Source organism: Pseudacidobacterium ailaaui (assembly GCF_000688455.1).
GTDB lineage: Bacteria > Acidobacteriota > Terriglobia > Terriglobales > Acidobacteriaceae > Pseudacidobacterium > Pseudacidobacterium ailaaui.
In genome coordinates this window covers 2,184,026-2,207,334 of record NZ_JIAL01000001.1, presented here as the reverse complement: position 1 = coordinate 2,207,334, position 23,309 = coordinate 2,184,026, and the positions used below count along the sequence as shown (strand labels likewise).

General features: G+C 53.9%; 28 protein-coding genes and 3 tRNA genes. 12 read left to right on the top strand and 19 right to left on the bottom strand.

Annotated elements, in window-relative coordinates; all coding sequences use genetic code 11:
- Positions 1–28: 28 nt before the first annotated feature.
- Positions 29–820, bottom strand: coding sequence for a tetratricopeptide repeat protein (locus N655_RS0109870; RefSeq protein ID WP_026442856.1), 792 nt, complete (start codon positions 818–820; stop codon positions 29–31).
- Between the two features lie 187 nt (positions 821–1,007).
- Positions 1,008–2,399, bottom strand: a complete 1,392-nt coding sequence (locus N655_RS0109865; protein WP_155987560.1) for a hypothetical protein — start codon at positions 2,397–2,399, stop codon at positions 1,008–1,010.
- A gap of 64 nt (positions 2,400–2,463) precedes the next feature.
- On the opposite strand from N655_RS0109865, the gene bcp reads away from it, so the two are divergent.
- A complete protein-coding gene (bcp, locus tag N655_RS0109860) occupies positions 2,464–2,928 on the top strand; it encodes a thioredoxin-dependent thiol peroxidase (RefSeq protein ID WP_026442854.1) in 465 nt (154 codons plus the stop codon).
- 49 nt (positions 2,929–2,977) lie between these two features.
- On the opposite strand, the gene N655_RS20760 is transcribed toward bcp, so the two are convergent.
- Entirely contained in the window at positions 2,978–3,547 is a 570-nt protein-coding gene (locus N655_RS20760; RefSeq protein WP_026442853.1) for a hypothetical protein, read from the bottom strand.
- 30 nt (positions 3,548–3,577) lie between these two features.
- On the opposite strand from N655_RS20760, the gene N655_RS0109850 reads away from it, so the two are divergent.
- The 5 genes from N655_RS0109850 (at position 3,578) to N655_RS0109825 (ending at position 8,226) form a co-directional block, all read left to right on the top strand.
- Positions 3,578–4,195 (top strand): DNA-3-methyladenine glycosylase, encoded by a 618-nt coding sequence (locus N655_RS0109850; RefSeq protein ID WP_026442852.1) that lies wholly within the window; start codon positions 3,578–3,580, stop codon positions 4,193–4,195.
- 114 nt (positions 4,196–4,309) lie between these two features.
- A complete protein-coding gene (locus N655_RS18275; protein WP_049961363.1) occupies positions 4,310–4,774 on the top strand; it encodes a c-type cytochrome in 465 nt (154 codons plus the stop codon).
- A 221-nt stretch (positions 4,775–4,995) separates the two neighbouring features.
- Positions 4,996–5,166 (top strand): hypothetical protein, encoded by a 171-nt coding sequence (locus tag N655_RS20555; RefSeq protein ID WP_155987559.1) that lies wholly within the window; start codon positions 4,996–4,998, stop codon positions 5,164–5,166.
- 74 nt (positions 5,167–5,240) lie between these two features.
- Complete coding sequence (locus tag N655_RS18270; protein ID WP_349509476.1) at positions 5,241–6,719, top strand: carbohydrate porin; 1,479 nt, start codon at positions 5,241–5,243, stop codon at positions 6,717–6,719.
- A gap of 556 nt (positions 6,720–7,275) precedes the next feature.
- Complete coding sequence (locus N655_RS0109825; protein ID WP_155987558.1) at positions 7,276–8,226, top strand: GGDEF domain-containing response regulator; 951 nt, start codon at positions 7,276–7,278, stop codon at positions 8,224–8,226.
- Positions 8,227–8,229: 3 nt separating this feature from the next.
- Here N655_RS0109825 and N655_RS0109820 read toward each other — a convergent pair whose 3' ends face one another.
- Complete coding sequence (locus N655_RS0109820; RefSeq protein WP_238324642.1) at positions 8,230–9,798, bottom strand: cellulose synthase family protein; 1,569 nt, start codon at positions 9,796–9,798, stop codon at positions 8,230–8,232.
- Between the two features lie 116 nt (positions 9,799–9,914).
- On the bottom strand, positions 9,915–10,715 hold the full coding sequence (locus tag N655_RS0109815) for a hypothetical protein (protein WP_026442848.1): 801 nt from the start codon (positions 10,713–10,715) through the stop codon (positions 9,915–9,917).
- A 257-nt stretch (positions 10,716–10,972) separates the two neighbouring features.
- Here N655_RS0109815 and N655_RS18265 point away from each other — a divergent pair, with 257 nt between their 5' ends.
- A complete protein-coding gene (locus N655_RS18265; protein ID WP_049961362.1) occupies positions 10,973–12,178 on the top strand; it encodes a DUF481 domain-containing protein in 1,206 nt (401 codons plus the stop codon).
- 62 nt (positions 12,179–12,240) lie between these two features.
- Here N655_RS18265 and N655_RS0109805 read toward each other — a convergent pair whose 3' ends face one another.
- The 4 genes from N655_RS0109805 to N655_RS21040 are packed head-to-tail and all read right to left on the bottom strand — an operon-like array spanning position 12,241 to position 15,302.
- The gene (locus tag N655_RS0109805) at positions 12,241–13,152 is read right to left on the bottom strand and encodes a TerC/Alx family metal homeostasis membrane protein (protein WP_049961361.1); all 912 of its coding nucleotides are present in this window, start codon (positions 13,150–13,152) and stop codon (positions 12,241–12,243) included.
- Positions 13,152–14,021, bottom strand: a complete 870-nt coding sequence (locus N655_RS0109800) for a M28 family peptidase (RefSeq protein ID WP_238324633.1) — start codon at positions 14,019–14,021, stop codon at positions 13,152–13,154. Before N655_RS0109800 ends, N655_RS0109805 begins: the two co-directional genes overlap by 1 nt.
- A gap of 47 nt (positions 14,022–14,068) precedes the next feature.
- The gene (gene tatC / locus N655_RS0109795; RefSeq protein WP_026442845.1) at positions 14,069–14,866 is read right to left on the bottom strand and encodes a twin-arginine translocase subunit TatC; all 798 of its coding nucleotides are present in this window, start codon (positions 14,864–14,866) and stop codon (positions 14,069–14,071) included.
- Positions 14,859–15,302 carry a Sec-independent protein translocase subunit TatA/TatB gene (locus N655_RS21040; protein ID WP_049961360.1) on the bottom strand — a complete coding sequence of 148 codons (444 nt, stop codon included), beginning with the start codon at positions 15,300–15,302 and terminating at the stop codon, positions 14,859–14,861. The genes tatC and N655_RS21040 overlap by 8 nt, the downstream gene beginning before the upstream one ends.
- Before the next feature lie 343 nt (positions 15,303–15,645).
- Between N655_RS21040 and nadA the strand changes: the two genes are divergently transcribed.
- The 5 genes from nadA (at position 15,646) to ahpD (ending at position 19,042) form a co-directional block, all read left to right on the top strand.
- Positions 15,646–16,833, top strand: a complete 1,188-nt coding sequence (gene nadA, locus N655_RS0109785; protein WP_081823664.1) for a quinolinate synthase NadA — start codon at positions 15,646–15,648, stop codon at positions 16,831–16,833.
- The gene (locus N655_RS0109780) at positions 16,830–17,258 is read left to right on the top strand and encodes a DUF2203 domain-containing protein (protein WP_026442843.1); all 429 of its coding nucleotides are present in this window, start codon (positions 16,830–16,832) and stop codon (positions 17,256–17,258) included. Before nadA ends, N655_RS0109780 begins: the two co-directional genes overlap by 4 nt.
- A 131-nt stretch (positions 17,259–17,389) precedes the next feature.
- Positions 17,390–17,824 carry a Fur family transcriptional regulator gene (locus tag N655_RS0109775; protein WP_026442842.1) on the top strand — a complete coding sequence of 145 codons (435 nt, stop codon included), beginning with the start codon at positions 17,390–17,392 and terminating at the stop codon, positions 17,822–17,824.
- Between the two features lie 45 nt (positions 17,825–17,869).
- Positions 17,870–18,406: a peroxiredoxin gene (locus tag N655_RS0109770; RefSeq protein WP_026442841.1), complete on the top strand. Its 537-nt coding sequence runs from the start codon at positions 17,870–17,872 to the stop codon at positions 18,404–18,406.
- A gap of 84 nt (positions 18,407–18,490) precedes the next feature.
- Positions 18,491–19,042 (top strand): alkylhydroperoxidase, AhpD family, encoded by a 552-nt coding sequence (ahpD, locus tag N655_RS0109765; protein ID WP_026442840.1) that lies wholly within the window; start codon positions 18,491–18,493, stop codon positions 19,040–19,042.
- 72 nt (positions 19,043–19,114) lie between these two features.
- Here the strand turns inward: ahpD and rplK are convergent, their stop codons facing one another.
- The 10 genes from rplK to N655_RS0109720 all read right to left on the bottom strand — a co-directional run bounded on the left by rplK (position 19,115) and on the right by N655_RS0109720 (position 23,304).
- Positions 19,115–19,558, bottom strand: coding sequence for a 50S ribosomal protein L11 (gene rplK, locus N655_RS0109760; RefSeq protein ID WP_026442839.1), 444 nt, complete (start codon positions 19,556–19,558; stop codon positions 19,115–19,117).
- 172 nt (positions 19,559–19,730) lie between these two features.
- Entirely contained in the window at positions 19,731–20,333 is a 603-nt protein-coding gene (gene nusG / locus N655_RS0109755; RefSeq protein ID WP_026442838.1) for a transcription termination/antitermination protein NusG, read from the bottom strand.
- Positions 20,334–20,352: 19 nt separating this feature from the next.
- Positions 20,353–20,616: a preprotein translocase subunit SecE gene (secE, locus tag N655_RS20310; protein WP_026442837.1), complete on the bottom strand. Its 264-nt coding sequence runs from the start codon at positions 20,614–20,616 to the stop codon at positions 20,353–20,355.
- 73 nt (positions 20,617–20,689) lie between these two features.
- A tRNA-Trp gene (locus tag N655_RS0109745) sits at positions 20,690–20,765 on the bottom strand.
- A 61-nt stretch (positions 20,766–20,826) separates the two neighbouring features.
- Positions 20,827–20,976 (bottom strand): 50S ribosomal protein L33, encoded by a 150-nt coding sequence (rpmG, locus tag N655_RS20305; protein WP_081823663.1) that lies wholly within the window; start codon positions 20,974–20,976, stop codon positions 20,827–20,829.
- 167 nt (positions 20,977–21,143) lie between these two features.
- The gene (gene tuf / locus N655_RS0109740) at positions 21,144–22,331 is read right to left on the bottom strand and encodes an elongation factor Tu (protein ID WP_026442721.1); all 1,188 of its coding nucleotides are present in this window, start codon (positions 22,329–22,331) and stop codon (positions 21,144–21,146) included.
- An 18-nt stretch (positions 22,332–22,349) separates the two neighbouring features.
- A complete protein-coding gene (locus N655_RS0109735; RefSeq protein ID WP_026442836.1) occupies positions 22,350–22,637 on the bottom strand; it encodes a putative quinol monooxygenase in 288 nt (95 codons plus the stop codon).
- A 46-nt stretch (positions 22,638–22,683) separates the two neighbouring features.
- Positions 22,684–22,992, bottom strand: a complete 309-nt coding sequence (locus N655_RS0109730; RefSeq protein WP_026442835.1) for a hypothetical protein — start codon at positions 22,990–22,992, stop codon at positions 22,684–22,686.
- A 29-nt stretch (positions 22,993–23,021) separates the two neighbouring features.
- Positions 23,022–23,096, bottom strand: a tRNA-Gly gene (locus tag N655_RS0109725).
- A gap of 132 nt (positions 23,097–23,228) precedes the next feature.
- Positions 23,229–23,304 (bottom strand) — tRNA-Thr (locus N655_RS0109720).
- Positions 23,305–23,309 lie beyond the last annotated feature (5 nt).

Genomic DNA, 23,309 nt, shown 5'->3' with positions numbered 1-23,309 from the left:
ATCAGAATACACCGGCACAGGCAGAGGACTAACGTGGTGCTGTCATCATGTGCTGGAACTCGGGATCATCTCGCAGGCCTGCAAACTCTTTTTCCTCCAGGATCTTTTTGCGGTCGCTGAATCCTTCATCCAGGGCCTTGCGCAAGTAATAGATCGCTTCATCTTTACGTCCCGCCTCGGCGTAGGCCTTTGCCAGAAGATAATTCAGGTATGCCATCTCTTTCGTGGGGCCGGCCTCAGGAATTTTTGCTGCGGGATCTCCGCTGAAGACGTTGGGATCCAGCGACAACGCAGTACGATAGGCATCGGCGCCCTTCTTGTATTTCCCCTCAGCGATATAGGCAGTTCCCAGATTGCTGTAAAAGGTGGCCGATTTTGGAGATATCTTCAAGGCCTTTCGATAGGCCTTTTCGGCGTCATGGTACTTCTTTTCGCCGTAATAGACGGCGCCAAGATTGTTCCAGGCCTCTGCATATCGGGGATTCAGCTTTAATGCCTCGCGGTAGTCATTTTCGGCAGCTTTCAGGTTGAACATGTGATGGTTCGCAATTCCCATCTTGTTCCAGAGTACTGCTGAATCCGACGGCCCCTGACGGTAAGCATCCAGAGCGGCAACATATCTCTGGCGTGCCATCAGCAAGTCTCCCTGCATTTCTGCGCTCAGAACAAAATGCGGTGCGTCATCGGACCGGACAGGCGGTTGTTGTGCATAGCTGCCAATGGCGAGATAGGAGTGCGGCGTTTGCCCTGCAGAGCTAAATGCAAGAACTGCTGCGAGCGTTACGGCCGTGATGGCCGGCGGATGATGAAAGCTGCGCATCTTCGCCTCCTTGCGAGGCTTCAGAAGGGGGCCTGGGTTACAAGATCAACTGGGACCCGGGCAGCCCCAGCCTTTGACTTGCGATTATAGTCCTCAACACCCGAGTTACGAAAAAGAAATTCTATTGACCGGATCAAACCAGGCCTCGATATTCCCGGCGGCCTCATCGAAATACGCCGTCAGGCTTTCAGGACTGTGGACCGGTATGGAAAACCTGCGTGACACTGCGGTTTGTAATGCTGTAGATGCCGAATTCCCTGCCCGACACTCCTCGCAGCTCAAAAACTAACTCTGCTCGTCCGTCACCATCGCAATCCACAGCATCCACTAGCCTCAAGCGGGGAGTCACGTCCAGGCGGTCGTCGCTGGTGATCTGTTTGAAAATGATCTGCGGCTGGCCCTCAAAGTCCGGCTGCGCAATCAGCGTGATGTATTGTGTACGACCATCTTGTACCGCCTGCGCACTAAAAACAGCAGTAACACCGCTGCTCCAGGAAAGCTCAAAGGCATGGAAGCTTTCCTCTGTCAGCATAGGCAACGGTGCTTCCGGAGAAGATTTTCTCTTTGACCTGCTCTTTGCTCCTGACACATTTTCTGGAATTGCTGCCGTTGCTTGGTTCTCCGCAGCCAGCGCCTTCTGTGCAAGCTGCTCCATAGCTGCCTTCATCCTGCTCTCGTCGGCCGGATCATACCAGGTGTGGGCAAAAGAATGCGGCTCTGTCTGCTTCACGTCAGAAATAGCGGCCATCTGCTCTAGGTCCGCAGGAAGACCCTCCAATTTTGAAGGCTCCACCAGCCCCTCTTGTGTTTCCGGCTTACCATAACGCAGTTTGGGACGGTCAGGATCAGGACTGCTTACCGATGTAACCGGTGCGCCTGGATTACCAGGGTTTGTTCTTCGGTGCAGAGTCGGCCGGTCAGGATCATCGCCAGAAGTACCGGAACTTGTGCTGTCTGTATCGTGACGGTGCAACGTCGGTCGATCGCTGTCCGATGAAGAAGTGGAAGGCATCTGCTCCGCGCTTGTGTCACCTGTGTCCCGTCGGTGTAGAGTAGGCCGATCCGGATCCTCCTTTGGCGTTGTGGCCGAAGGTACACTTTCCGGAGTGGTCTTGGCCTGCTGCGTGTTTGTCTGCGCCTGGGCACCTTCTTTCACCACCTGCGGCGGGTATTTTGACATGGGGCGTCGCGGCTTGGCAGCCGCCAGTTGCAGCTTGACTGATCCCAGGCCGATCCATGAGCCGGACAGCTGCTCCGCGCTCTTGACCTGAAATGTACCTTGCGGCATTCCGGCCTTTTCAAGCTCATAGAGTGTGCCGGATTCTACGGTCAATGGCTCCGGCTGGGCGAGGTAGACGCCTCCAGGCTGGTATTGCTGCCCGTCCCAAACTGCAATGGGGACCAGCCTACCTGCCTTTGGATTCGCCAGTTCCCCAGTCCATTCAAAGACCGCCGTTGCGCGGAGTGTTGGCGAGGAGTTCGTGTCCTTCGACATCGGCCCCTGATACTGGCCATACCCCAGGGCCGAACAGAGAAAAACCAGGCAAAATGCCCCTGTCCGCAAGTGCATTCGTGACACGCGCTGGCCTTTTGCGAAACAATCATTCTGTCCCGGACCTTGATTCCGGCGCAAGGACTGACCTATGGAAGTCAACGACATAGTTCCTGATTTTGCTCTCCTGGATGACCAGGAGAAAACCATCCACCTTTCAGATTACGCCGGAACTCCGGTCGTATTGTTTTTTTATCCACGCGCCGATACACCAGGCTGTACGATTGAGGCCTGTGGCTTTCGCGATGTCTTTAAAAAAATCCAGAAGGCCGGCGCAGTCGTGCTCGGCATCTCACGCGATACGCCGAAGGCCCAGGCCAAATTCAAGGCAAAATATGATTTACCCTACCCCCTTCTTGCTGATGTAGACGAAAAAGTCTGCAATCTGTTTGGTGTTCTTAAAGAAAAGAACATGTACGGGAAGAAAGTAAAAGGAATTGAACGGACGACTTTTTTGATTGGCCCGGACCGCACGCTGCTCAAGGTCTTTCCGAAGGTCAAACCTGAAGGTCATGCCGAAGAGGTGTTGGAGACCCTGAAAAGCATCCAAAAATAAAGAAGGCGGTCCATGGCCGCCTTCACACCTCGTCTTCTTTCCTCTTTCGTCATTGCACTGTGAACGTCAGGGCCGTTTCGGCGGTGATCTTTGCTTCTCGCTTGCCTGTGGCCGCCGCACCTGCAGTGCCTGCGCCGGCCCCGGCTAAGGTACCGATGGCCGCTCCCTTGCCACCACCAATCAGCCCGCCTAGAATGGCCCCAGCGGCAGCACCTCCGCCAATCTTGGCTACATTGCTTTTGGTATGTCCCTCACCATCGCGAGTCAACGTGTCCGTATTTACGGGAATGCCGTTGACTGAGGTAACCTGCAGAGACAGAATCCCGGGTTTATGCAACCGCCCGGATGATTTTGCTTCGAGAATGGTTCCGCTCACACTCGAACCGGCTGGAGCAAGAACCTTATTTCCTGACCGGATTTCATTGACCAGCGTGCCACTCCAGGTCTGGCCCGCCTCTGCTGTTGCCGAGCTGAGCTCGGTAGTCGTGCGCACAGTCAGCTTCGTACCTGAGGGAATCTGGCCTGAGGCCGCGGTTTCCTGACTATAGGCCGTCACCGCCAAAATGGCCATCGTCCAAACGACCGCTGTCCGTGTAACAATCTTTTTCAAGCGATGCATTCTTCCTCTCCTCAACTTCTTTAGTCGGATATGTCAGCCACCAATAAGGTTGTCTCTCTTCTCCCGCGGTCCTTCTATGAGCATTCGCCAGAAGTGACTGCCAAAAACCTTCTGGGAAAGGTCCTCGTCCGCGACTACCAGGGACAAAGGCTTTCTGGACGTATCGTGGAAACGGAGGCCTATTTTGGGCTGGATGATCCGGCCGCCCACGCCTCGGCCGGACGTACGTCACGAAATGCTGTCCTTTTTGGCCTGCCAGGAGTGGCTTATGTCTACTTCATCTATGGAATGTACTATTGCCTGAATGTTTCCTGTGAGCCAGAAGGGCAGGCCGGGTGTGTCCTTATCCGCGCACTTGAGCCTCTGGACGGAACGGAAATCATGGCCAAACTGCGCCATCTTCCCTCTGTGGCGAAATCCCGGCTTCTCGCCTCAGGCCCGGGACGCCTCTGTCAGGCGCTGGACATTACCCGGTCCTCCCACAACGGAGTGGATGTAACCAGCACGTCCTCTGACCTCAGAATTGAGGATGACGGATATCAACCGGAGGAACTCATGGTGACGCCCCGTGTCGGAATCCGCCATGCCAAGGACCGCCTGGCACGCTTCCTTATCCCGGGCAATCCATACATTTCACGAAAGTTCTAAACTTTTCTCCCGTTCGTCCGTATACTTGGGCAGCAGACCTTGGTCTGAACACAAGGGTGGGGTTCCTTTTCACGGACACCTTGCTCACCTGCCATAAGGCTTATGGAGACCTCGATGAAGTGCGCTTTCGCCGTCACCGCCACGATGTTCCTGCTCAGCATTTCCCTGGCTGCTCAAGAGATGCCCGCACAGCCCCGCCCCCACATGTCCATGCCGAAACCGACCAACCTCCAGGTACTTCCCAAAGACATATCGCCCGAAGAATTGATGAAGTTGATGGGCAGCTACTCGCAGGCGCTTGGAGTGCATTGCAGCTTCTGTCATGAAGTCAACGAGCAGACCCATCGGCCAGATTTTGCCTCGGACGCCAAACCGGACAAGGCCATCGCCCGGACGATGATTGCCATGACACAGACCATTAATCAGAAATACCTGTCTACCATTAACGATCCCGACGCGACTCCGGAAATGAAGACTGTAACTTGCGGGACCTGTCATCGCGGCAATACCATGCCTGCGCCCTTTGTTCCCAAGACGGCAGAACACGCTCCGCCGGGCGGCCCTGCAATGCAAAAATAGCCCGACCCTAAACTTCAACGTGCTGCGAGGACATGAGGTCCTCTTTTTTTTTGCGCTCTATACCATAGGGGGATATGTTATAAAAGAGAGGACAAACCCTCTGCGGAGGGAACGTCCCCGAATTCAAATGATGACGGACCGAAGTACAAACAACTGCCCGGCGTGACCGCGGGAGGCATTCTCCGGTGTTCCCGGAAACACGCCGAGGAAAGGAGGATGCGATGATTCTGAATACCCAGAACAGCATGTTGTCATGTATCTGGATTGAGACAGGGAATCCCGCGCAGCCTCTGGCCTGTGTCTGGATGGACACAGACCTCTGCGCGTTTGAGTTTTCCCAGGAGCAGGACGAGCCTGGGCCCGTCCTGTGCCTGGCCCTTCGATCGCTGTAACACAAGTGCAATCTTTGTGGTGAAAGATCGGATGGAAGTGTAAGGTCCGCTGGCTTTCACACCTGGAGACTTTTTTGCGCAAAGAATTTTTTATTTTTTTCCTGATTTTGTGTCCGCCGTATGCGGGCGCACAGACTTCGTCCACGCTTCCTGCCGCTCCTGTCCCCCAGCAGCAGCGGGGAATCGCAATCGACCTGTTTTCGCAACGCAGCCCGTCGAGCGAAGCGGGGGTGTCTCCAGAAGAACGCCAGATTCCAGATGCTCCTGAGATCACGATGTTTCCTCATAGCAACACTGCACCATGGTGGATCTCAGGCCAAACCAATATCATTTTTCAGGCCCACCCGCCTTTTCACTCGCCTTATCAAGGCCCAAACAGTCTCCATGGAGCAGGCGAGTACAAGACCTCCCTGCTGGGGACGCTCTTTTTGGGATATCAGCCCCATCAGCATGTCCGCTATAACACGGACTTCATCGTAGACTTCGAGAGCGCCGGAGGACGTGGACTCAGCGAGGCCCTGGGACTTGCCGGATTTACCAACCTGGACGTTGTCCGCAACCCGAACCTGAGCTCCAAACCATATCTCGCACGCGGTGAAATTCATCAGACAATTGGCCTTAGCCGGGAAACCACCGAGGCCGACCGCGGACCTTTTTCACTGGCCACGCAGGTCCCAGTGCGCCGGTTCGAGTTCCGCATCGGCAAACTGAGTTTGCCCGATGTCTTTGACATCAACTCTGTCGGGAGCGACAGCCACCTTCAGTTTACGAACTGGACCATAGATAACAATGGGGCATGGGACTATGCCGCCGATACGCGAGGCTATACCGTTGCGGCAGTCGCCGAATACGACGACCGCAACTGGAGCGCACGTTATGGAATCGCGGCCATGCCTGTTGTCGCCAATGGTATTGACCTGGACTGGGCCTTCTCTCGCGCCAGCGGTCAGAACATGGAGGTTGAGCTCCGCCACTCCTTCATTCCTGGACGCAAAGGAGTAACGCGCATCCTGAGCTATGTAAACCATGCGCATATGGGCAATTACCGAGAGGCCGTCCAGGCTTATCTGAATGGCGAAGATCCCTCACCGGAAATCACGAAACATGAACACTTCGGAGCGGTGAAATATGGCTTTGGCTGGAACAATGAACAGGAAATCACAGAAGACTTCCGCATCTTTAGCCGCTTTGGATGGAATGAAGACCAGCATGAATCGTTTGCCTATACAGAAGTAGGCCAAACCGTTTCTTTTGGCGGCGATCTTCAGGGGGTCCGTTGGGGCCGTCCTGTAGACAAGATCGGAGTGGCCTTTGTCTCCAACGCCATCAAACGGGACCACCAGAACTACCTGAAATATGGTGGCCTCGGCTTCCTGTTAGGCGATGGAAGGCTCCATTATGGCCGTGAAAATATTGTGGAAAGCTACTACAACTGGCACACCTGGCGCGGCCTCTATTTTGCGCTGGGTCTGACCCACATTGACAATCCCGGATATAACCGGGACCGCGGCCCGGTTTGGGTGCCTTCGATACGGATGCACGTCGACTATTAGTTGTATGGAGGGGCTGTTTCCAGCCCAGCTTTAGCTAAAAGGCAGCGCTGCGGCCGGTTGCTGGTCGATCAGCTTTTCTTTGCAGATGTGAGCAGCTCGTAGGCGTTCCCGGTCCCCTGGCGCCTCCGCGCAGCCAAGCACCTGGCAACAGTGATGGCAGAAAACCATGAGTGTGCGCGAACGATCAACGCGGGCAGACAGAAGCCTTTGCGGAACGGCATGCGTAGTGGTGATGGCGGGAAGCATGACTGACTCCAGCGTTTATGGGTTAAGACATTACGCTTTCGCGCGATGAGTTCCAGGAAAACGAGAAGCGATTCTTTCAGCCCAGAATATCTTCAACTTTTTTGGAATCCTTGCTGTAATAGGGATGCAAAATTTGGGCGATCCCGTTGGCTGATTGTGTAAATTTTTGCGCATTTTTTCAGAAATTCAGGGAAAAATTTTCTCCCAGCCCAAGTTTCGCCTTTTGTTCGACAGATTCTGCATCTTACTGGAACAGGTTTACGGGGGAGTGAGATTTGTCCGATATGGAGCTGTAAACGAAGGCGCTTGCATGCAAGACCCATCTCCAATCCGCCCCACCATCTTATTGGCTGAACCAGACAAGGAAGCCGCCGGCCACCTCGCCGGGATGCTTACGAACTGGAAATACACGGTGGAAATGATTGAGGACGGCGCTGAATGCTTTCGGCGTCTGCTCGCGCCTGATGCCCCTACAATCGCCATTCTGGACAACAATCTTCCTGCGATGAAGGGAATCGAAGTCATAGCGGAAATTAAGCGGCGTACGCGTCCCTACCACGCATGGATGATGCTCCTGAGTCATGCTCCTGACCATGAAGTGGTCACCTTGGCCATGAATGCCTGCGTGGATGATTTTCTGCTGAAGCCGGTGAACGAAGTCGACCTTCTGGTCCGTGTCCGGACTGCGGAACGAGTACAGCATTTTTATCGTGAGATGCAGGAGCAGACCAATTCCCTGCATTTCCGTGTTTCTCACGATCCTCTGACTGGATTGTTGAATCGCGAAGCAACCATGCGGCAACTTTTTCAGGAAACAGACCGGGCGCAGCGGCTACGCACACCGCTTTGCGTCATGCTTCTTGACCTGGATGGATTTTCAGAAATCAACCATCAATATGGTTATGCCGCCGGTGATGCAATTCTGAAAGAACTAACGCAACGCCTGAAACGTTATATGCGCAGCTATGATGTGCTTGGCCGTTGCGGAAGCGATGATTTCCTCATCGGGCTTCCAGGATGCACGACCGAGCAGGCCATAGCTCTGGCGCGGCGTTTACAGCAGTCTGTCTTGTCGAAACCCTACCACATTCATCGCGATGTGATCCCAGCGACTGTCAGCATTGGTATCGCCAATAGTCGGGGAAGACTGCCGCTGGTTGTCTTTCGTGAAGCAGAGAGCGCCTTAATGAAGGCCCGCATTGCAGGCCCCGGTAACATTCATCCATTTGAGTTGCCGGCCAGCCTGGTGCCTGCTTCCTAAACGCTACACACCCACGGGAAATGGTTTCGGCGATGACTCCTCCAGCCCGGCTCCGCCCCGCAGACGTTCAAAACGCCCTTGTAACAAAGAAAGCAGGCCGGTATACCAGTAGCCCATCACAAAAATGAAAAGAAAAGGCACAGTAAAGTAGTTTTCATTGCTGATGGCATACCAGATCGTCATAGCGAAATAACATCCGATCAGCAGCTCGATCCAGGGAACGATGCCCAGCCTTTTCCGATATTTTGCTGCCTTCGACTTCTCACCGCGTCTTTGTACCCGGTATTTCGGAGTGCGTTTGAACGCACTCTGGATTCCCAGCAATGCCTCCATCACAGCAACTGTATTGGTCACGGTGAGTCCAATCCCCAGCGCCATCAGAAAAGGCAGATAAAGAAATGTCTTGAACCAGGTGCGTGGGAAGAGTTCCTTCTGCGACACCAAATAGAAGGACGAAATCGAAAACGTTGACGCCATAAAGAGCGGCACGTCAATCAGCAACATCTGGAACCATCCCTGATAAAAGCGGATGATCATGGCTGGCATCAGAAGAGTGGAAAGCACCACCATCAACGGATAACTGATATTGGCCGTCAGGTGATACCATGCCTCCAGCTTGGTATGAAACGGCGCCTCACTCTGAAAGACCCGCGGCAGAATCTTTTTTGAAGTCTGGATCAACCCCTTGGCCCAGCGAGCCTGCTGCGTCTTAAAGGCCGTCATCTCGATAGGCACCTCCGCCGGACACTCTACATGCTGGAGATATTTGAAGCGCCACCCCTTCAATTGCGCCCGATAACTGAGGTCCGTATCTTCCGTAAGCGTGTCATGCTGCCAGCCGCCGGCCTCTTCAATTGCCTTGCGGCGCCACATCCCTGCCGTTCCATTGAAATTGAAGAACACCTGTGCCCGGGACCGCCCGCCATGTTCGAGTACAAAGTGTCCATCCAGCAGAATGGCCTCCACCTGAGTGAGAAAGCTGTAATCGCGATTGAGATGTGTCCATCGCGTTTGGACCATGCCCACATCCGGCTCCGCAAAATGATGGATGACATTCATGAGCCAGTCATGAGGAGGGACAAAATCCGCGTCAAAAATGGCAATAAACTCACCGGTGGCAGTTTTCATGCCATGGTCCAGGGCCCCCGCCTTAAACCCCTGGCGGTCCTCACGATGGATGTAAACGATAGGGTTCCCCGCTTGCCTGTATTGTTCCACCAGGTTTCTGGCTACTTCTTTGGTTTCGTCCGTAGAATCATCGAGAACCTGAATTTCAAGAAGCTCCTGAGGGTAGTCGAGCTTACAGCAGGCGTCAATCAGCCTGTCAATCACAAACTGCTCGTTAAAAATCGGCAGCTGGATGGTGACTCGCGGAAGCTGTGCAAATCGCTTCGGCGGATCCTTGGCCGCATTCTTGCGGTGCTTGTAATACAGATAGACGAGCTGGTAGCGATGCAATCCGTAGAAGGCCAGCACAATCATCACCGCAAAATACGGAACCAGCAGCATGGTGTCGAACCAGTTCCAGCGGTATAGGTGCTCAAATGTGCGGTCGGCATAATGCGAGCGCAAATAATGTGCCAGGCTGTGCTGGTTCAGTTGGCCCAGCAGAACAGGGATTGCAGTCGGGGTCAGCAGTGCTTTGTCTCCACTATCGTTTCATGGATATTCTACGAGACACGGAAAAACTAACCTAACATCACCATTCGATACAAGAGGTCCCTTTGCACTGGCCGGAATCCTGCATCTCGTATCATGCGACGCAGGTCTTGCTCAGTGATGCCAGGAGGCACAACACCGGCATCGTCTGCGCCAAACCGCAAAGCCAGTTGCACCATTTTGGGGCCCTGCGAAATGGAGCTCGCCTGAATATGCTCAATCTCAGGCAGATACAGCCGTGCAATGGCTATCATCTTCAGATACTCCACCCCCGTGGGAGCATCCAGTTGCCGGACTGGCGCATAACTGATGGGTGCCAGGGCCACAAATCCCCCCGTCTCTTCCTGGATCCGGCGGACTGTATCAAGAAAGTCCACCCGCGCTTCCAAAGGTTCACCGGCTCCGAAGACATACGATGCTACGGTCTTCATTCCGGCCCCATGCGCTGCACGGTGTAAGCGCAGCCATTCGTCTGCAGGCAGGTCTTCGTCAGTAATCGAATCCAGCCCGGCATCGGAAAGCCGAACCAGGGCTTCATTGAGATCCAGACGATGACGCTTTGCATAAGAAAGGACCTCAGATGCAGAAGCGCGTAGGGTCAGGGAACTACAGACCCTGCGAAGACTGTGAAGCAGCTCTTCATCCAGTCCAGACCGGATACAGATTCCGCCATTTTCAGGAAGCTTTTGCAGAGGGGCTGCCCCGTCCTCTTCCAGAAAATAGGTCACCACGTTCTCGGGATGGACCCTTCTGCGCGCTTCGTCTGCATCAATACCCAGGCCAATCAGGTCGCTGGAGAGAAAAAAATCGAGGGCCTCGTTTCGTGTCATCGTATCCTTAATTGTTTTGCTTTACGGCGTCCCGCAACCTAGTCTGTGAGTCGTGTCCTTCTCTATTTTAGATGGTCTGCCTTTCTCATCCGGAAAGGTGCCAAATGTGTCATACCAGAGTCTGCAGCAACACGATATGATTTTTGTAGAACCATCTGCTGTACTTTCCTGCCCTGTCTCCCGTGTTGCTGAGACTTGTGTCTGTTCGTAACTCCTTGTAAGAACGGTGTAAAAACTCTTAGAAATGAGGTTCCAGTATGCTGTCTTTGCTCTCCTGGAAAAGCCGGCCTTTGACATGGGCGGTCTTCGCCGTGTTCTTTTTCGGCTGCTTGGATGGCCGCTTGTTATACGGGCAGTCAAAACAAGCCGATATTGTTGTCTTCACGAACGGCGACCAGTTGTCTGGAAAATTTGTGCGTGCACTCGGTGATACGGTCGTCTTCCACTCAGACATTCTTGGCGACATCAATATCGGATGGGACAAGATCAAGGAGCTGCATACGGCACAAAATGTCGTGGTCCTCGAAAAGGGCGTCAGGATCAAGGACCACCATCTGCCGCCGAATTTTCCTATCGGGACCGCATCGGTTGAAAATCAGCAGATTATCGTGCAATCTGCTACCGCAACCATTCCCCCCATTCCAGTCAAGAACGTGCAGGTTGTAGTGGATCAAACCACCTTTGACAAACAATTTCGTGGTCACCCGGGCTTCCTGCAGGGATGGAATGGCGGAGCTACGGCGGGCACAACCATCGTCTCTGCTACGCAGAACCAGTACACTTTTTCCGGCGCCCTAAACCTAGTTCGCGTCGTCCCTACGTTGAGCTGGCTGGATCCAAGCAACCGCACCGCGATCAACTATGCACAGTCCTATGGGAAAATTACCCAGCCTGCGTATCGTGCAGCAGATGGGACACTAGTTCCGTCTTCTTATACGAAAAACTCAATTTTGCATGTCGATGCGGAACGCGATGAATATTTTTCGCCAAGAGTATACGCCCTGGGCATGGTCTCCTTCGACCACAACTACAGCCAGAGCCTGGAGCTGCAACAGATCTATGGTGGCGGCTTCGGCTGGACGCCAATCAAAGATGCCAAACAACAACTGGACCTGAAGGCGACAGCGCAATACGAGAGGCAGGCCTTCTTCAATGTCGTGCCTCCGGCGCAGGCAGAAATCAATTTGATTGCCTCTACGTTCGGCGCGAATTACAACCGAAAACTGCCAAAAGGCATGGTATGGAATCAACAGCTTCTCTATATCCCGGGCTGGAACGACCTGCACGCTTATTCTGTGACGGAAACGGACACTCTTAGTTTTCCAACTTACAAGAATCTCAGTTTCACCCTGGGAACAACCGATTCCTATCTGAACGATCCGCCTGCAACGATTCCGCCGACAAAACGAAATTCTTTCCAGTTCATCATGGGACTGACCTATAACATCAAGTCCTCTTACTGAAACTTTTGCAATCGACAGGCCGCGCTGCTGGAGGGCACAGTACCGGCAGCCGCACCGGTCCTTCAGACATCAGCGGACTTCTTTGTGGAGACCAGCTTGCTGGCAACAGCAAACACGGCAAGGACAAACAGAATGACAGCAAGCGAGATTGTCACAGGGACCTCAATCCACTCAGCAAGAAGCATCTTCAGCGACACAAATGCCAGCACAACTGCAAGGCCATAATGCAGAAGACGAAGTTTACTGAGAAGCCCGGCAAGGACGTAATACAGCGATCGCAATCCAAGGATTGCAAAAATATTCGATGTATACACAATAAAAGGATCGCGGGTAATCGCCAGAACTGCCGGGATGGAATCAAGCGCAAAGATCAGATCGGTTGCTTCTATGGCCAGAATCACGAATAGAAGCGCAGGCATCTTCAACTGGACGCCTTGATCGCCGCGGTCTGTAATGCCTCGCAGGTTCCGACGTTGGAGCCACGTCAGAACGCCTGGGCTGGATTCTTTCTCTGGCTTTTCACGCATCAGGCGGATGGCGGCATACAGCAGAAATGCGCCAAAGACATAATGGATCCAGGCAAACCGGTTCAGCAGCGACACGCCGACGGCGATAAACAAGGCCCGCATCAGAATGGCGCCCAACACTCCCCACAAAAGCACCCGGTGCTGCTCTTCTGCATCCAGCCGCAGCGCCCGGAACAGCATGAGAAAGACAAAAAGATTGTCAATGCTGAGCGAGCCTTCAATCAGGTATCCGGAGAAAAATTCCAGTCCATGCTGATGGCCTTGGGTCTTGGAAAGAAAAATCGCAAAGCCGCAGGCCAGTGTTGCCAGAAAAATGGTCCAACCCCATGCCGCACGGAGCCGCAGGGAATGCTGTCCGCGATGTAGTATGGCCAGATCTACAAACAACAGTACGGCCACAAGCACATGGAACCAGATCCAGTAGGAAAGAGTTGCCCCGGCAATCATCAATGCTGGTCCAGAAGCCGGATCGTTTCCAGCATGGTGTTCCCTACAATGGAAAGGCTCTTCGCGCTGATTTTGTCCATCGTGTCCTGCTCCGTGTGCCAAAAGGAGTTCTGGTATCCATAGTCGAGATCAATCACATCGGCGGAAGGAACACCGCGACGAACAAATGGAATGTGGTCATCTAAGTCACTCGTTCGCTCTTCAAAGAAATATGACTGGTCCCCATATTTGGCGGCTGCACGCTGGATGATGTCCAGCAGCCATCCTGTGGAATTGGAATCCCGTTGGATATTCAGGTCCTTGTCGCCAATCATGTCAAGCACAATGAATGCTTTGATGCGCTTGAGAGTACCATCGTTCTGCCATTTTGCGGCCAGATGCCTGCTGCCATAGGTACTGTCTGTGTCTGACCACTGCCGGAAGGCCTCTTCGCCATCCAGAAAAACCAGCCACACGCTGTATCCCTCCCGCGCGTGACCACGAAGATGGTTTGCTAATTCAAGAAGCAGTCCGGTTGAAGACCCGCCATCATTGGCACCAACATAATGGATATTCCGCAGCGGATAGTTCGTCTCATAATGTGAAGCCAGAACAATCACACCATCTTTTTTCCCGGGAAACCGGACGATGTAATTCGTCATCTGCTGGGGGCCGACCGGAGTATTGGAAATAAACGAATCTGACTCAAGATTGTCTTTTGCAAACTGGTGCTTCAGAAACGCCTCTGCCCTCGCATGTCCAGGACTGCCCACCCAGCGGGGCCCGATGGAAACAAACTGACGCGTATATTCCAGTGCACGGAGCCCATTGAATGCGCCTTCCTCAGTCCGAGCATGACTGGCGGAAAGGTCGAGCAAAAGCAGACCCAAAATTATGAAGCAGCGCGCTGCCTTTTTCTCCCACCTCCGCCTTGCCATCATGCCGCTCCGGCCTTTCGTTTGCGGCGGGCGGGATGGACCATATAAGCAACACCGATACTAATCAGATACAAAACCAGCATCGGTGTGGCAAAGACACACATTGTCAACACGTCTGGAGTAGGTGTGATGATGGCCGCAATGATGAAGATAATCAGAACTGCGTAGCGAATGTTCTTGAGCAGAAACTTTGCATTCACGATCCCGAAAAGCGCGAGAAACATCACCAGAATCGGCAGTTCAAACGTGATTCCCAGACCAAGAATGACCGTCAGAAAGAGGTCAGTATATTCATTGATCTCAATCAGCGGATTGAAATCTTTATTGAAGGTAAAGAGAAAATCAAGCGATCCAGGAAAGACCCAGTGGTAGCCAAAATAAGCGCCAGCCAGAAAGAGGCCAACGGTAGAGATCATGAAAGGTGTTACATAGCGCTTTTCATGCTGATAAAGTCCAGGCGAGATGAACTTCCACACCTCATAAAGCACAAATGGCGAAGCCAGAATGCACCCAGCCATAAAGCTGATTTTCAGGTACAGGTTAAAGCCATCAATCGGGTTGTGATAATTCAATTGCGTCGGCAGATGGTGCCGCTGCAAAGCAAAAATGATGGGCTTTTCCATGTAGCCATAAATTCTCTCGTGGAGCCCGTAAGCCACAAAAAATCCGAGGACGAGATAAATCGCTGCCCGGATAATCCGTTTTCGCAATTCCTCCAGGTGTTCGAGGAGGGTCATGCCGGGAAGTTCTGCGCGTTCCGATACCGCGGCCCGTGCGCGGTCCACTAGATCAGCCATGGTGGATTGGGGCCTGCTCGCTTTCCTGGGATGTCTGTGGGTTGTCGCCGTTTAAAGCCGCTGCCTGCTGTGTCTGCTCTTCTTTGGCCAGTGCCTCCAGATACTCTGCGGCAATTTCGGACTTCGGCATATTGACATAGGGAGACTCGGCGGTCACGGTTACTCCGCTCGATGGAGGCAGAATCGTCAGCGTCTTTTCCTGCTCTTCAGGAAGCTGTTTTTTTCTCGCTTCTTCGGCGGCCTTCTCCAGTTGCTTCTGGCGCTCTTCATGCTCCATCGCCCGCAACTCTTCATCGATCTGCATCTTGAATTCGTTGCTGGCGCGGCGAAACTCGGCCAGAAGTTTGCCGATCTGCCGGCCAATCTCAGGCAGCTTTTTGGGACCGAACAGGACCAATGCCAGCAGGAAAATGAAGATGGAGTCGCCAAAGTGCATTCGATGCCTCTTATGATACTCATCTCCAGGGACTGCCCACAAATAAGAGACCGCAACTTCCAGGGCCTGGGGCCCCGCACTCGCGTTTTATGGACGACCAAGCGAGGATCTCCGGACCCCGGCCCCCTTTCACTGGACTCCTCACCTGCCTTCTATCGCTCGAGAAAGACGCTTCCAGAACAAATATTTCAACTGTATTAAAATAATTGTATTGATTCAGCCTCAGAAGCGGCATGACTTTTGTGACGTTTCTGTAAAAGGCACATCAATAGATACGAGATCACAGGATTGCAACATCCCCGTGGGTTGGACGGCCTGCCGTAGCGAATCCACTGCAATCTGTATGGCTTTCAACATCCCCGTCCGGACAACCGGACTGAAGGCGGAAAAGGAATTGAGCACACTTGCGGAAGAAGTTTTGACGACCCCTGCTGAACCAGCGCAGGAAATTTGCTCTCTGGAAAACTATCTGGCGCAGCCGGACCATACTATGGACGGGCGCATCGCTGCGGCACGCAGAAAACTGGGAAAGACCACGGTTTTGCTGGGCCATCACTACCAACGCGATGAAGTCATTCAATTTGCCGATTACACCGGCGACTCTTATAAACTCTCAAAAATTGCGGCCGAGACCCCGGCCAAGTATATCGTCTTTTGCGGCGTGCACTTTATGGCTGAAAGCGCCGATGTGCTTGGACGCGAGGGCCAACAGGTCGTCCTGCCCGATTTGAACGCCGGTTGTTCCATGGCAGACATGGCTGAAATCAGCCAGGTCGAGGATTGCTGGGACTCTTTGATGGCAGCCGGGCTCAAACCGGAAGAGATCCTTCCCCTCACATACATGAATTCGACGGCGGCCATCAAAGCATTTTGCGGGGAACGCGGCGGGCTGGTCTGCACCTCCTCCAATGCGGCCCGCGCTTTTCAATGGGCCTTCGGGCGTGCCGGCAAGATCCTGTTTTTGCCTGATCAACACCTGGGACGCAATACCGCCTTTGCAATGGGTATTCCGCTACAGGAAATGGCCGTATGGGACCCCTACCAGATTCACGGCGGTCTGACCCTCGACCATCTGCGCAAAGCCAGAATCATCCTCTGGAAGGGCCATTGCTCCGTACATCAGCGCTTTCTGCCAGAGCATGTCGACAAAGTGCGCACAAAATATCCCGGAATCCAGGTGATTGTGCACCCGGAGTGTCGCTGGGAGGTTTGTCAGAAAGCTGATGCTACGGGGTCCACCGAGCGCCTGATTCAGCTCGTCAGCGAAGCACCCGAGGGGACCATGTTTGCCATCGGCACTGAGATTCATCTGGTCAACCGTCTTGCCCGAGAGTTTGCGCCAAAGGGAAAGAAAATCATAACCCTTGACGATACCGGCTGCCTCTGCACCACCATGTATCGGATTAGCCCGCAACACTTGGCCTGGGCACTCGAAAACCTGGTGGAAGGCCGTGTCGTCAACCAGATCCGGGTCCGCAGCGAAGTAAAGCATTGGGCGCGCGTAGCTCTGGACCGTATGCTGGAAGTATGAAGACGTTCACACTGGACGAGGCGCAGTCGTTGCTTCCCCTGCTTGAATCGCTGCTGAAGCGCGCGATCGAAAGCAAAAAGGCTGCAGAGGCGATCGAAGGGCAACTGCAGCAGCTGCGCCACCGGATTTTTCTCTCTGGGGGCCTGATGGTGGACATCCTTTCTGTGACCCGGCAAAGGGCTGAGGCAGAAACCCTGGTGCGCCGAGCCAAAGACGCTGTCGCCGAGATCCAAGCCATCGGCGTGCAGGTCAAAGACCTTGAAACCGGCCTGCTTGATTTTCCCTGCATTCTCAACGATGAGGTCGTTCTTCTCTGCTGGAAGATGGGCGAGCCTCGCATCGACTTCTGGCATACCGTGGATGCAGGCTTTCGGGGACGGCGTCCTGTGGATGAAAGATTCGGTCGAAGTAAAAAGCCGAACTAAAGCATGAAAGACATACCCTTAGAACAAAGTTAGCGGTTGGGAAGGACCCCCTGACACGTGCGCCGCGCCTGTGGCCTTTGCTGGACCAACGTTTTTGACAAACGATAATTATTATCGTTTAATAGAAAGTGATGAATGCGGTCGAAAGCAGGGAATTCAGAGATATCTGCGAACGCGCTGGACTTGCGGTAACGCATCAGCGGCAGGTCCTCTTTGAAGTCCTTAAGAGTATGCACGGGCATCCCAGCCCGGAAGAGGTCTATGCGCGTGTGAAACGCCGGATCCCTTCGATTTCCTTAGCAACGGTTTACAAGAACATTCATCTCTTTTTGGAGAGTGGAATTTTTCGCGAAGTGAGCCTGCATCACGGCTCATTGCGCGTGGAAACCAACAGCAAGCCGCATCATCATCTGGTCTGCACATCCTGCAAGGCCATCTTTGATATTGACGCAGACGATCTGGGACTTTCCGAAAAGACCGGAACGCTTCCAGGTGGATTTTTGGCGCAGCGTTATGCCGTAGACGTACTCGGTCTGTGCGCTGCCTGCCAGCAAAAAATATCGTAAGTTTTTCTTCAATTCATACCAAACCTGTTATTCAAGGAGTCATCCATGCTTGGTGTAGGCGAGAAGTTCCCTGCCTTTTCTGTAACGGCAACGGTCAGTACTGACAAAAACAATGCATTTGAAACCATTACTCACGAAAGTTATCCCGGCAAGTGGAAGGTCTACTTCTTCTGGCCCAAGGACTTCACCTTCGTCTGTCCGACGGAAATTGCCGCTTTTGGCAAGCTGAACCAGGAATTTGCTGACCGCGATGCACAGATTCTGGGCGGTAGCGTGGACTCGGAATTTGTCCACCTGGCCTGGCGCAATAACCATGAAGACCTCAAGGACCTGCCTTTCCCCATGCTGGCCGATGTTAAGCGCGACCTTTGCGAACAGCTTGGCATCCTCGATCCCGAGGCAGGTGTAGCACAGCGCGCAACCTTTATCGTGGATCCTGAGAACATCATCCGCTTCGTCTACGTCACCGATCTTTCCGTAGGCCGCAATCCGCAGGAGGTCCTGCGCGTGCTTGATGCCCTGCAAACCGATGAACTCTGCCCCTGCAACTGGCAGAAGGGCGAAGCAACCTTGACAGTCTAGGTCAGGCGGTCCATCCATCTCAGGCGGGGCCCAGGCCCCGCCGTTTTTCCATAATCTGTCACTGCGCCAAGGAGAGGTTCCTTCATGCAACTCGATTCTCTGATTGATTCCCTACCCAGTCATGCCAAAGATCTGAAACTGAATTACTCCAGCCTGGTGCGCCAGAATACAGAACTGACCCCGCAGCAGCTTTGGGGAACAGTGGTGGCCAGCGCCATTGCCACCCGAAATCCTGATCTGACCGCGGCCTCCCTGGACGAAGGCGCAAAGCAGCTCTCCCAGCAAGCCCTGGAAGCAGCGAAGGCCGCTGCTTCTGTGATGGGAATGAACAATATCTACTACCGCTTTCTGCATCTGACGTCGAATGAAAAGTACGCAACCATGCCGGCCCGCCTGCGCATGAATGTCATGCGGACCCATGGAGTGGACCACAACGACTTTGAGCTTTGGTCACTGGCCGTTTCCGCCATCAATGGCTGCGGCAAGTGCATCGATTCGCACGAGAAGGTTGTGCGGGAGAAAGGCGTGACAGAAGAGACGATTTTAGCGGTTGTCCGGGTGGCATCCGTGATTCATGCAATCGGAACTGTGCTCGACGCAGAACGTGTCGCCCAGAGCGAAGCCGTCACAGTGTAGAAAAGCCGATATTTCCCCTAAAAAGAAAAGCTCCTCTGCATCCAGAGGAGCTTTTTGTCGATTGAATGTGGGTCAAGCCGTGACTTCAATCCCCATAGAACGGGCCGTCCCCTTGATACTCTTCACGGCTGCCTCAATCGAAGCAGCATTGAGGTCAGGCATTTTCTGCTTTGCGATTTCAAGCACCTGGGCCTCGGTGACCTTGCCCACCTTGTTCTTGTTGGGGGTGCCTGACCCTTTGGCCAGATTGGCTGCCTTCTTAAGCAGCACAGAGGCTGGAGGGGTCTTGGTGACAAACGTGAAGCTGCGGTCCTGATATACGGTGATGACCACCGGAATGATGAGACCGGCCATCTCTTTGTTCTGAGTACGGGCGTTGAACTGCTTGCAGAACTCCATAATGTTGACCTGGGCCTGACCCAGCGCCGGGCCTACCGGAGGCGCAGGCGTTGCTTTTCCGGCTTCAATCTGGAGCTTTACTTGTGTCTGGACTTTCTTTCCTGTTGCTGGAGGCATTGTTCAAAAACCTTTCTACGGCTGCTACTGGCTTTTGCCAGTAACTCATTTGTCCGATTCATGAATTTCGCTGCAGAGCATCCCGGAGGTAGAAGGCTCCTGTGTCTGCTTACTTCACCGGCAACTTTTAAGCTGAAAGCAAACCGCTGACAGCTAAAAGCTAAAAGCTGCCTTAAACCACTTTCTCCACCTTGTTGAACTCAAGTTCAACCGGAGTGGATCGGCCGAAGATGGTGACCATTACCTTGAGGGTTTCGCGGTCTTCATTGACCTCATCCACAACGCCATTGAAATTGGCAAATGGACCCTCGGTAATCCGGACCGATTCATTTTTCTCAAACTTGACCTTAAGCCGCGGCTTTTCTTTGGCGACTTCTGTGCGGAAAAGAATGGAACTGACCTCTTCCTCACTCAGCGCTACGGGGCTATCGCCCGTTCCGAGAAAGCCAGTGACACGGGGTGTGTTCTTAATGACATGCCACAGGTCATTGTCGAGGTCCATCTCGACCAGAACATATCCTGGCAGAAACACCCTTTCGACCGTGCGCTTTTTCCCGTTAATGATTTCGGTGACCGGCTCAGTCGGGATCATCACGCGGCCAATTTTGTTCTGAAGGCCAAAAGCCTGGACACGGCTTTCGATGGACTCTTTCACCTTGCGCTCAAAACCAGAGTACGCATGGATGATGTACCACTTGAAACGCTCGTTGGCTGGTGGCTCGAGTTGTCCGGGAGTGCCCGCCCCGGTAGCTTCGTTTTGGATCTCTTCCGCCATGTTCCTTCTTTCAACCCGCTTATTGCGTACCACCCAGCCAGTGCAACAGCCACTTGAGGGCATTGCCAAAAATGGAATCAATCACGTAAAAGTATGCGGCAAAGACAAACACGGTCACAATCACTACGGTTGTCGTGGATTGTACTTCAGAGCGTGAAGGAGTGACCACTTTGCGCATTTCATTGCGCACGTCTTTCAGAAAATCAGTCGCCCGGGTGAGATAATTCCCAACGCGATTTGGTTCGCCGCTCTCGTTTGTGGCCAATGCAGCTGCCTTTGCCATGGACTTTTTCTTTTCCGCTACGGGCATGTCGCCCAACCTCTGCGGCCATGCCGCATCTTTCTGGTTCACAATTTGGCAGGGGCGGAGGGATTCGAACCCCCAAGTCCGGTTTTGGAGACCGGCAGTTTAACCGTTGAGCTTACGCCCCTGTCTGCTAGATTTGCCCATGCGTGGTTGCGCCTCTGGACGCCCACACCTGGACGCTTATCCTTACTTCGTTTCTTTATGCGGCGTGTGCTTGCGGCAACGCTTACAGAACTTCGAGAACTCAAGACGCCCTGTAGTTGTCTTCTTGTTCTTCGTCGTCGAGTAATTGCGCTCCTTGCACTCGCTGCATTGCAATGTCACAATCTCACGCATCTTTTTATCCTAACTGATTACCGAAAGACGTGCTTCCGAGAATCTTCGGGCCAAAGGCCCTCTTTTCCTGATCATCGGTTCCGGGGACTGAAGTCCCCGGCCCTTTCCACCTTCGCAGCTTTTGCGGGCCAGCAACGCTTGACCGGCCGGCCCGCTCGCTTGCAAATTTACTGGAGGATCTCGGTGATGGTGCCGGCACCGACCGTGCGTCCACCTTCACGGATCGCAAACCGCAGGCCCTTCTCCATCGCCACCGGCGTAATCAGCTCAATCTCCAGCGCGATATTGTCCCCAGGCATCACCATCTCGGTCCCTGCTGGCAGATGCGCCACCCCCGTCACGTCCGTCGTCCGGAAGTAAAACTGCGGCCGATACCCGTTGAAGAACGGCGTGTGCCGCCCTCCCTCTTCCTTCGACAGCACATACACCTCGGCCTTGAACTTCGTGTGCGGTGTGATCGATCCCGGCTTGGCCAGCACCATCCCTCGCTCCACCTCGTCCTTCGCCGTGCCACGCAGCAGCAACCCAGCGTTGTCCCCAGCCAGCCCCTCATCCAGCTGCTTCTTGAACATCTCTACGCCCGTCACCACCGTCTTGCGCGTCTCCCGGAAGCCCACAATCTCCACTTCCTCGCCTACCTTCACCTTCCCGCGCTCGATCCTTCCAGTCACTACCGTCCCACGCCCAGAAATCGAAAAAATGTCTTCTATCGGCATCAGAAACGGCTGGTCCACCGCTCGCTGCGGCAGCGGCACATTCTTGTCCACCGCCTCCATCAGCTCATCGATCGACTTCTCCCACTTCTCTTCCCCATTCAATGCACCCAATGCCGAGCCACGGATCACCGGTACATCGTCCCCAGGAAAGTTGTACTTGTTCAGCAGCTCCCGGACTTCCATCTCCACCAGATCAATCAGCTCCGGGTCTTCTACCGCATCGCACTTGTTCAGAAACACCACAATGTACGGAACACCCACCTGCCGCGCCAACAGCACGTGCTCCTTGGTCTGCGGCATCGGACCGTCGGTCGCCGCCACCACCAGAATCGCACCGTCCATCTGCGCCGCACCCGTGATCATATTCTTGATGTAGTCCGCGTGACCAGGGCAGTCCACGTGCGCATAGTGCCGGTTCGGCGTCTCATATTCCACGTGCGCCGTCGCAATCGTGATCCCTCGCTCCCGCTCCTCAGGAGCATTGTCAATCGTGTCAAACGAGCGGAACTTGATGTTCGGGTTGTGCTTCGACAACACCTTCGTGATCGCCGCCGTCAACGTCGTCTTCCCATGATCAATGTGCCCGATCGTCCCTACATTTACGTGCGGCTTCGACCGGTCAAATTTCTCCTTCGCCATCTTGCGAGTCTCCTCAATTTACTCGGAGGGGAATGCGCCAATGCGGCGCTCCCATTCCGTCAATCCTGCCAATTTCACGTCCAACCTTTCGTAGCTTTCGCCGTTTTCCTCGCAAAAGCTGCGAAATGCCGCCTCCGAAGTCCAGGCATCCAGAGTAAAAAACCGCGCTGGATGCCGGGAGCTTCGCATTAAATCCAACCCCAGAAACTCCGGGGACCTGCGGAAGAACCTGGCCCAGATTCCGTCCGGCGCATAGGCCTGCAAAAAAGCATCTTCGCATCCCGGACGCACCTGAAACTCCCACATCACCATATAGCCGCAGGATGCAGGTTCCGGAGCAGTAACAAAATCCTCAATAATACGCGTACACCTTCAGAAATTTTGCGCGCAGCTCCGGGGCCACCTTCTCTACCATTACGAGATACTTTTCTCGGATCAATCCTCGATCCGAATCCCCCAGCGCTCCATACCGGGCCGGCGTCTGCTCTCCCAGCAACCCATGCGCCAGGATTGCTTCGAACTGCCGCGCCCGCAGTTTTGCCTTTTCCAACTGACGAAGAAACTTCGCAACATTTTCCGGAGCAAAGGCCTCTTCCAGCGCCCGCTCCACCTCAGCAAAATTCTTCTCATCCTGAACTGGAATGACCGCCTGTTCGAACATGCCCGTCGCGTACTCCGTCTATCAACTTCTGGAGCGGGAGACGGGAATCGAACCCGCGACCAACAGCTTGGAAGGCTGTGACTCTACCACTGAGTTACTCCCGCGCCTACTGCAGCTTCTGGCTGCCTGCCGTTCACTTCCGGCCCGTTCACGGCAAAACACACAGCAAGGGCCGCCAACATAGGCGACCGCATACAGGCAAAAGGCCAAGGGCCAGAAGCGAACAACTAAACTTATGGAGCTGATGACCGGGATTGAACCGGTGACCTCTCCCTTACCAAGGGAGTGCTCTACCAACTGAGCTACATCAGCCCTTT

Excerpts from the sequence above, each read along its gene's own strand:
- N655_RS0109825 (WP_155987558.1), top strand. The coding sequence starts at position 7,276 with ATGCAAGACCCATCTCCAATCCGCCCCACCATCTTATTGGCTGAACCA.
- N655_RS18275 (WP_049961363.1), top strand. The coding sequence starts at position 4,310 with ATGAAGTGCGCTTTCGCCGTCACCGCCACGATGTTCCTGCTCAGCATT.
- rpmG (WP_081823663.1), bottom strand. The coding sequence starts at position 20,976 with ATGCGTGAGATTGTGACATTGCAATGCAGCGAGTGCAAGGAGCGCAAT.
- tuf (WP_026442721.1), bottom strand. The coding sequence starts at position 22,331 with ATGGCGAAGGAGAAATTTGACCGGTCGAAGCCGCACGTAAATGTAGGG.
- N655_RS0109805 (WP_049961361.1), bottom strand. The coding sequence starts at position 13,152 with ATGATTGCCGGGGCAACTCTTTCCTACTGGATCTGGTTCCATGTGCTT.
- ahpD (WP_026442840.1), top strand. The coding sequence starts at position 18,491 with ATGCAACTCGATTCTCTGATTGATTCCCTACCCAGTCATGCCAAAGAT.
- N655_RS0109735 (WP_026442836.1), bottom strand. The coding sequence starts at position 22,637 with ATGTGGGAGTTTCAGGTGCGTCCGGGATGCGAAGATGCTTTTTTGCAG.
- N655_RS21040 (WP_049961360.1), bottom strand. The coding sequence starts at position 15,302 with ATGCACTTTGGCGACTCCATCTTCATTTTCCTGCTGGCATTGGTCCTG.
- N655_RS0109815 (WP_026442848.1), bottom strand. The coding sequence starts at position 10,715 with ATGACACGAAACGAGGCCCTCGATTTTTTTCTCTCCAGCGACCTGATT.
- N655_RS0109850 (WP_026442852.1), top strand. The coding sequence starts at position 3,578 with ATGTCAGCCACCAATAAGGTTGTCTCTCTTCTCCCGCGGTCCTTCTAT.
- bcp (WP_026442854.1), top strand. The coding sequence starts at position 2,464 with ATGGAAGTCAACGACATAGTTCCTGATTTTGCTCTCCTGGATGACCAG.
- secE (WP_026442837.1), bottom strand. The coding sequence starts at position 20,616 with ATGGCAAAGGCAGCTGCATTGGCCACAAACGAGAGCGGCGAACCAAAT.
- N655_RS0109770 (WP_026442841.1), top strand. The coding sequence starts at position 17,870 with ATGCTTGGTGTAGGCGAGAAGTTCCCTGCCTTTTCTGTAACGGCAACG.
- N655_RS20555 (WP_155987559.1), top strand. The coding sequence starts at position 4,996 with ATGATTCTGAATACCCAGAACAGCATGTTGTCATGTATCTGGATTGAG.
- rplK (WP_026442839.1), bottom strand. The coding sequence starts at position 19,558 with ATGCCTCCAGCAACAGGAAAGAAAGTCCAGACACAAGTAAAGCTCCAG.
- nadA (WP_081823664.1), top strand. The coding sequence starts at position 15,646 with ATGGCTTTCAACATCCCCGTCCGGACAACCGGACTGAAGGCGGAAAAG.
- N655_RS0109870 (WP_026442856.1), bottom strand. The coding sequence starts at position 820 with ATGCGCAGCTTTCATCATCCGCCGGCCATCACGGCCGTAACGCTCGCA.
- N655_RS20760 (WP_026442853.1), bottom strand. The coding sequence starts at position 3,547 with ATGCATCGCTTGAAAAAGATTGTTACACGGACAGCGGTCGTTTGGACG.
- N655_RS18265 (WP_049961362.1), top strand. The coding sequence starts at position 10,973 with ATGCTGTCTTTGCTCTCCTGGAAAAGCCGGCCTTTGACATGGGCGGTC.
- N655_RS0109775 (WP_026442842.1), top strand. The coding sequence starts at position 17,390 with ATGAATGCGGTCGAAAGCAGGGAATTCAGAGATATCTGCGAACGCGCT.
- N655_RS0109730 (WP_026442835.1), bottom strand. The coding sequence starts at position 22,992 with ATGTTCGAACAGGCGGTCATTCCAGTTCAGGATGAGAAGAATTTTGCT.
- nusG (WP_026442838.1), bottom strand. The coding sequence starts at position 20,333 with ATGGCGGAAGAGATCCAAAACGAAGCTACCGGGGCGGGCACTCCCGGA.
- tatC (WP_026442845.1), bottom strand. The coding sequence starts at position 14,866 with ATGGCTGATCTAGTGGACCGCGCACGGGCCGCGGTATCGGAACGCGCA.
- N655_RS0109780 (WP_026442843.1), top strand. The coding sequence starts at position 16,830 with ATGAAGACGTTCACACTGGACGAGGCGCAGTCGTTGCTTCCCCTGCTT.